1 pseudogene is annotated in these 216 nt (G+C 72.2%); it reads left to right on the top strand.

Going from position 1 to position 216, the window contains the following annotated elements:
* A pseudogene (locus tag RRF55_RS29085) lies at positions 1-216 on the top strand (thiamine pyrophosphate-binding protein); the annotation flags it as partial.

Here is a 216-nt window from a genome sequence, read left to right on the forward strand (position 1 = left end):
GTGCGCAGCGCCGAGACCTGCCTGTCCACCCTGGAGGCCGCCGTGCAGGCCGCCATGACCGCGCCGACCGGTCCGGTGAGCGTTGAGATTCCCATCGACATCCAGCAGACCGTGATCGACATGCCGGCCGACCTGTCGCCGCTGCCGGTGGCCGTGCTGGCCCCCAGCGAGGCATCGCTGGATGCGCTGGCCGACACGCTGGCCAAGGCACGCCGC

The sequence above is a fragment of the Klebsiella sp. K47 genome, from assembly GCF_051858335.1.
GTDB classification, from domain to species: Bacteria; Pseudomonadota; Gammaproteobacteria; order Enterobacterales; family Enterobacteriaceae; genus Klebsiella; species Klebsiella pneumoniae.